The 6,943-nt window shown below is 66.2% G+C and carries 5 protein-coding genes; all 5 read right to left on the bottom strand.

Annotation, left to right across the window (positions count from 1 at the left end; all coding sequences use genetic code 11):
* Positions 1–172 precede the first annotated feature (172 nt).
* Positions 173–1,378, bottom strand: a complete 1,206-nt coding sequence (locus tag JSV65_11365; GenBank protein ID UCH33176.1) for a hypothetical protein — start codon at positions 1,376–1,378, stop codon at positions 173–175.
* A gap of 96 nt (positions 1,379–1,474) precedes the next feature.
* Positions 1,475–3,226: a glycoside hydrolase family 31 protein gene (locus tag JSV65_11370; protein ID UCH33177.1), complete on the bottom strand. Its 1,752-nt coding sequence runs from the start codon at positions 3,224–3,226 to the stop codon at positions 1,475–1,477.
* An 85-nt stretch (positions 3,227–3,311) separates the two neighbouring features.
* On the bottom strand, positions 3,312–5,057 hold the full coding sequence (locus JSV65_11375; GenBank protein UCH33178.1) for a hypothetical protein: 1,746 nt from the start codon (positions 5,055–5,057) through the stop codon (positions 3,312–3,314).
* Between the two features lie 118 nt (positions 5,058–5,175).
* On the bottom strand, positions 5,176–6,333 hold the full coding sequence (locus tag JSV65_11380) for a Gfo/Idh/MocA family oxidoreductase (GenBank protein UCH33179.1): 1,158 nt from the start codon (positions 6,331–6,333) through the stop codon (positions 5,176–5,178).
* A gap of 80 nt (positions 6,334–6,413) precedes the next feature.
* On the bottom strand, positions 6,414–6,943 hold a 530-nt coding region (locus JSV65_11385; GenBank protein ID UCH33180.1), incomplete at its 5' end, for a DNA mismatch repair protein MutS.

Consider the following 6,943-nt stretch of genomic DNA (forward strand, 5'->3'; position numbering starts at 1 on the left):
CGGCCGCGAGGCCCGGTGCGACCTGGGCGCCGACGCCGCCGGTGCACAGGAACATCAATCCTGCCGTGAGAAGTGCGGCTTTCATGCGAACCTCCGGGTGTCAGAGGGCGGGTAGGGGCACAGCTTGCCGTGCCCCCACGAATCTGCCGCCAGGACTCCGTGCAAAGACGAGCTATTGCGGCTGCGCGGCGAGCAAGTCTGCCATGCGGAAGTGCTTGTACGGCGTCTCGGATGCGCGGGTCTGCCCGATGGCGTTGGCGACCCACAGCTCGCGGTCGGTGTTGCAGTAGATGACGCTGTGCAGGTTCTCGTTCATCGCCGCGGCCTGGGCGATCTTGATCGCGGTGGCGGCGTCAATCTTACCGTAATTGTCCTTGATCCCATTGCCCATGACCTGGTAGCGGCCGCAGGTGGCGACGGTGTGGTGGCCGGTCTCGTCTATGCGCTTCTGGTCGCAGATGCCCTCGGCGCGGAAGACGGCGTCCTCGACGGCGAGGTTGCCGTCGATGGCCTTTTCCCTGGGCTCGTTATCCGCGTACACCGCGAAGTACTTGGAGCTGGTCTCGCAGGCGCGCGCGGTGTTGTTGCCGGGATCTCCGAAGACGAAGTTGTAGCCGGCGGTGCGCTTGGCGTTCTCGAAGAGGGCGGCGGCCTTGTCGGCGGTGTCGCAGGTCTCGAGCACCTGGCGCAGGAGGAAGGGCATCGGCGTGCCGTTGAAGTTCTGCTCGGCTTGGGAAGCGCCGGCGCCGATCTCGCTGACGGCGATGCCCTTCTCATTCATGCCGCTGACGGTGCCGACGAGGCCGGCGTAGGACGGCGCGACGAACGCGAACTTGCCCTGCGGCTTTGCGACGAGCAGCATGCAGTGATCCTGGAGCCCGCCGTCCATGGTGTAGTCGAGGTTGCGGCTCTGGTACATCTTTCCGTCGGCGGTGGCCTTGCCCCACGCGCAGAAGCCGGAGCAGGTGCGCATGATCTCGCCGGCCTCGACGACGGTGTACATGCGGTGCAGCTCTTTCACGTCAACTTCGGCGCCCCTAGCGAGCCCTTCGATTTCCTGCAGGTGGTCGGGCGTCATGTTGGCGGCGAGCTGCGTCCACAGCATATCCACCATGGGCATCGGGTCGGCCATGCCCATTTCCCTGCCCATCGCCATGGCCTCGGCCTTGACGGATTCGAGGTTGGCGAGCACGTGTTCCTTGAGCAACGCGCCGTGCTGCTCGCCCATCTCCGCGGGCGTGCCCTCGATGTGCAGGATGAGCAATCCCTGCTGGCTTTCGAGCCAGCCCTCGCCGTGCGTGGCGATGACGTCGGCGTGCGCGGCGGCGCAGGTCGCCACGACCAGCGCGGCGATGAGTAGTACCGTGAAACGACGCATGTGTGTAACCTCCTGTAGCTGCAAGCAACGGGCGCAAGCCCTTCGATCTCCCCTCGACGCAGCTCGGGGTAAACGCTTGGGATAAACACGCCCGGCCTACGTCTCAGATTCTATTTCGACGACGGTTTTCCCCTCTGCGCGCAGGCGCACCCAGAGGCGTCTGTCGGCGGCGTCGTAGCGCCAGCCCTGGTTTCTCGCCGCCCAGCGTCTGCGATTCAGTTCCTCAAGAGGCGCGGCGCCGTCGGCGGTGCCGAGATTCACGGCGCGGGGCGCCTGGTGCATGAGAAGGCGCAGCACAAACACACGCGGCGCTCCGCCGCTGATGGCGACTCTGGTTCGGTCATCCGCGACGGTGCACGTTACATCGGTCTTCGCGCCTGTCTTCTCTTCCCAAAGAGGAAAGGCGGCGTCTCGTTCCGGGTCGGGGTAGATATCGAGGGTGGTCGCTCCGCGGGATGCGTTGTCGCCGTGGCCGGCGTGGCGATTGGCGACGTCGAGCGGGATGATGGAGCCGCTGCGGATGAAGACGGGGTAGCGGTTGAGAGGCACATCAACGTCCGCCTCGCTTGGGCCATGATGGACCCGCGAGTTGTCAAAGTAGTCAATCCAGTCGCCCTCGGGAAATGTGACGCGTCGCGTCGTCGTGTCCTCATAGACGGCGGCGACGAGGAACTCATCGCCGAGCATGTACTGCCACGTGCCCGGCGCTGCTTTCATGAACGGCCCGCGGCCCTGGTGAACCTCGCGGACTCGCGAGTAGAAGTAGGGCATGAGTTCCTGATGGGTCCAGGCGAACCGGCGGTAGATCCTGAGGAAGTCGCGGTCGTACATCCACGGGCGGTGCTCGTCGTGTCCGCCGTTGAGGAAGAAGGGCAGGAACGCGCTCCATTGCATCCACCGGACGTAGAGGGTGCGGGGGATGACGGCGTCGTGGGCGCGGTCGTATCCCGCGATGTCGGTGCCCATGACGGAGTAGCCCTTCTCCATCGCGAGAAATTGGTCTTTGATCGCGTCCATCAGGCCGTTCTTGCCCCAGACGTGTTCCTGATCTCCGAACCAGGTGACGGGAGCGGCGTCGAGCGGGGCGTGGCGGCCGGTGAACCCGCTCTCGCCGATGTCAACCGAGCGCACCATGGTCGCGCCGGCCGGATTGCGGCTGAGCAGGTGGTTGTAGGTGTCGCGGTAGTACATGTCCACGTACTCCATGACCCGAATCGGTCCGCCCTTGCCGTAGCCGCCGTACCACGGGAAGCGCTCGGCGGCGCCATCCACTTTCCAGCCGTCCGTGCCCATGAGCAGGACGCGATCCATCAGGCCGTGCCACCACGCGACTGCTTCGGGGTTCGTGTAGTCCACGAATCCGCCCTCGCCTTTCCACCACTTGATGGTCTTGCCGCCGTTGGCGAGATAGTTCTTATCCTTAGCGTAGGCGTAAAGGTCGAAGTCGCTGCCGCGGGCGTCGGCCTGCTTGCCGGGGACGTTGATGAGCGGCGTCATCCACATGATGACGCGGACGCCGCGCTTGTGGAGATCGTCAATCATCCGCTGCGGATTCGGGTAGCGGACGCGGTCCCATTCGAAGTTGTTGTAGGCGGTCTCCCACGGGCTGTCCACGATGACGGCGCTCAGGGGCAGCTCGTATTCGGCGCAGCCGGTGACGATGTCGTAGATCGAAGCCTGGGTGTTGCGGTCGTCCTCCCACATCCAGACGCCGAAGGCCCACTGCGGCGTGAGCGCCTGGCGCGAGGTGTCGGGCGGGACGTCGGGGTGTTCCCACGCAAGAGCGGGGGGACCTAACGCGAGAACAAGGGACGTTAGCACGCCGAGGGTGACGATTGAGAGACGCATGGCTCGACACTCCTTATGTTTATCGCTGCCGCGGCGCCGATGGCGGCCGCCCACAATCCGACGCCCGCCCACAGAGCCTGCGGCGCTACCGCGCGGGGGCGATGGCGATCTCCGCGTCTCCGGCGGCCCGCATACGGACCCATAGTCTCTGATCGGCCGCGTCGTAGCGCCAGCCCACGGCGCCGGCGGACCACTGTGACGCGCCAAGCCGCTTCAGCGCGGTAGTCTCGCCCGCAGCTGTGAGACGCACGTCTTTCGGCTGCCCTGGTTGGAGAATCCGCAGAATGTACTCGCGCGGAGCCGCGCCGGTGATTGCCACCTCGGTAGCGCCGTCCGTGATCGCGCAGCGCAGGTCGGTCCTGCCGGCCGTCTCGTCCCACAGCGCGAACGATGCCTCGCGCGCCGGGTCGGGGTAGATGTCAAGCGTGACACAACCGGTTGATGATTCGTCGCCGCGGCCGGAGTAGGCGTTGACGACGTTGAGCGGGATGATCGAGCCGCTGCGGATGAACGCCGGGTAACGGTCGAGCGGCACCTCGACGTCCGCCTCGGTCGGTCCGTGATAGACCTTCGAGTTATCGAAGTAGTCGATCCAGTCGCCCTCGGGGAAGACGACGCGGCGGGTAGTCGCATCCTCGTACATAATGGCGACGAGGAACTGGTCGCCGAGGGTGTACTGATACTTCCCCGGCGCGGCCTGCATGAACGGCCCGCGGCCTTCGCGCACCTCGCGCACCTGGGAGTAGAAGTAGGGCGCGAGTTCCTGGTGCGCCCACGCGAAGCGCCGGTAGAGGTCGAGGAACTCCGGGTCGTACTTCCACGGGCGGTGCTCGTCGTGGCCGCCGTTGAGGAAGAAGGGCAGGAACGTGCTCCACTGGATCCAGCGGATGAAGAGGTTGCGCGGCATGCCGTCCGGGGCGCTCTGGTAGCCGCCGATGTCGGTGCCCATGACGGAGTAGCCCTTGTCCATGGCGCAGAACTGGTCGTTGATGGCCTCGAGGATGCCTTTCTCGTCCCAGGTGTGGCGCTGGTCGCCGAACCAGGTAACGGGCGCGGCATCCCTGGGGGCGAGGCGGCCGGTGTAGCCGACCTCGCCGGTATCGCATGAGCGCACCATCGTCACGCCTTCTGGGTTGCGCCGCATGAGATGGTTGTAGCAGTCGCGGTAATACATGTCCACGTACTGCATGAGGGTAATCGGACCGGCCTTGCCGAAGCCGCCGCTCATGGGGAACAGCTCGCCGCTGCCGTCCACCTTCCAGCCGTCAATGCCCATGAGCAGCGCGCGATCCATGAGCCCGTGCCACCATTCGAGTGCTTCGAGATTGGTGTAATCTATGAATCCACCTTCGCCCTTCCACCATTCCTTGGTCTTGCCGTCGTTGGCGAGGTAGCCTTTCTCCTTGGCGATGGCGTAGAGATCTTCATCGCTGCCGCGGGCGTCGGCCTGCTGGTCGGGGAGGTTGATCATGCAGGTCATCCACAGAATGACCTTGACGCCCTGGGCGTGCAGGTCGTCAATCATCTTCTGCGGATTGGGGTAGCGCTGCTCATCCCAGGTGAAGTTGTTGTACGCCGTCGCCCAGGGGCTGTCAATGAGGACCGCGCGCAGGGGCAGGTCGTGCTCGGCGCAGCCGTTGACGAGGTCGTACACGGCGTCGGCGGTGTTGACGTCGTCCTCCCACATCCAGACCTCGAAGGCCCACTGGGGGGTGAGCGCCTGGCGCGAGTTGTCCGGCGGCACGTCGGGGAACTCCCAGGCGCCGGCGAGACCGCAGAGGCCGAGCGCGGTCAACATAAGAACCATAGCTGCGAGAACATTGCGAACCATTTTGTCCTCCACGTACCGTCGGTGATTCAGTCATTCCGACACGGCGTTAGCCTGCTCGTCGGTGATGAAGCCGTGACAGCGGGCGAGCCGGCAGGCGTCGAGGCAGTCGGCGCCGGCGTCATCGTGCTCCGATCTCCGGCATCGGTGGGACTTCGATCCACGTCCCGTCTCGGTGCGACCGTTCCCACGCGTCCATGAGGATCTGGCAGCGGAGGCCGTCCTCGAAATCGGGGCGTACGCGAGTGCCGGCCTGCGCGCCGCCGACGAAACGGCTCATCATCGCCGAGGGCAAGTGGGCGCGCAGGTCTTCCGACGGCATCCGCAGGCGCTCCGGCACCTCGACTTGCCGATAGGCCTGGCCCCGTTCGGCCAGAAGCAGCGCGTTGACGCGCCCGGGGTCATACATCACGGTGCCTTTGCTGCCCGCGACGGTGACACCCTGGGTGCCGAACGTCGAGGTCGTGCCGCACACGTAACGGCTGACCGTGAACACGCCGGTCGCGCCGGCAGCGAACTCGGCGAGGGCGCTGGCGGCATCGTCAACGTCCACCTTCGCGGTGCCGCCGTCGGGAGCGGGGCGCTCGGTGACGAACGTCCTGAGGTGGCCGGAAATGCGCGCGATGTCGCCGGCGTACCAGACCACCAGATCGAGCAGGTGCGACCCGAGGTCGCCGAGGGTGCCGCCGCCGGCCTGGGCGCGATTGAGGCGCCACCCCGCCGGGGTGTTGGCATCCACCAGCCATCCCTGGAGCATGTGCGCGAAGACGTGATAGATCTCGCCAAGGTCGCCGGCCTCAATCATCTCCTTGAGCAACTGCGCGGAGGGGACGAAGCGGTGGCTGAAGCCGACCAGGGTGACGACATTGCGGGCGGCGTCCCAGGCCGCGCGGGCGTCGGGGACGTTGGTGGCGAGAGGCTTCTCGCAGGCGATGTGGAGGCCTTTCCTCGCGGCGGCGACGGAGATCGGCGTGTGGAGGTCGTTGGGCGTGCAGACGGACACGCCGTCGGCCCCGGAGGTGTCGAGCATCTCCTGCCAGTCGGCGAACTGCTGGGGGATGTCGTAGCGTTCGGCGACCTTGCGGCGGGGTTCGTCGCGGCGGCCGCAAACGGCGATGACCGAGGCCCCTGCGGAAATGAGGCCGGGTATGTGAACGTCGGCGGCCCAGTGGCCGGTGCCGACGACAGCAACGCGAAATGGGCGCGCGGGGTCCGAGGCGCGCGGCGGATCCGCGTCCTCAGGAGAGGGCGCGCGGGATGCGTTCGGCTTCTTGCTCATGCAAACCTCCGGGTGTGAGACGGGCAGCCACGGAGGGCCGCCCCTAGGTCCGCACGTACTCGACAGGGACGAGCCGCGGTTCAGTCTTTCTTGTCCTGCTTCTCCTGCGCGCGGGCGCGCGCCTGGAGCTCGGCGAGCTTGTTCAGGGCGTCGAGCGGGCTCAGCGATTCGATGTCCAGGGCTTTCAGCTCATCCACGAGCGGGTTGGGCAGGGCCTCGAACAGGGTGAGCTGCGCGGTGGGCGCAGGCGGCGGCTTGACCGGCGCGGTGCGGCGCGGGAGCATGCCGACGGAATTGGACTGTTCGAGGCTCCACAGCACCTGCTTGGCGCGCTCGACGACTTCCTGCGGCAGTCCGGCGAGGCGGGCGACCTGGATTCCGTAGCTGCGATCGGTGCCGCCGGGAACGATCTTGCGCAGGAAGATAACGCGGTCCCCCTCCTCCTTGACGGCGATCCGGTAGTTTTTCGCGCGGGGAAGGGATTCCTCGAGATCGTTCAAGTGGTGGTAATGAGTGGCGAAGAGGGTCTTCGCGCCGAGACCGGCGTGATTATGGATGTGCTCGGCGACGGCCCAGGCGATGGACAGGCCGTCGAAGGTGCTCGTGCCGC

The sequence above is a fragment of the Armatimonadota bacterium genome (assembly GCA_020354555.1).
GTDB lineage: Bacteria > Armatimonadota > Hebobacteria.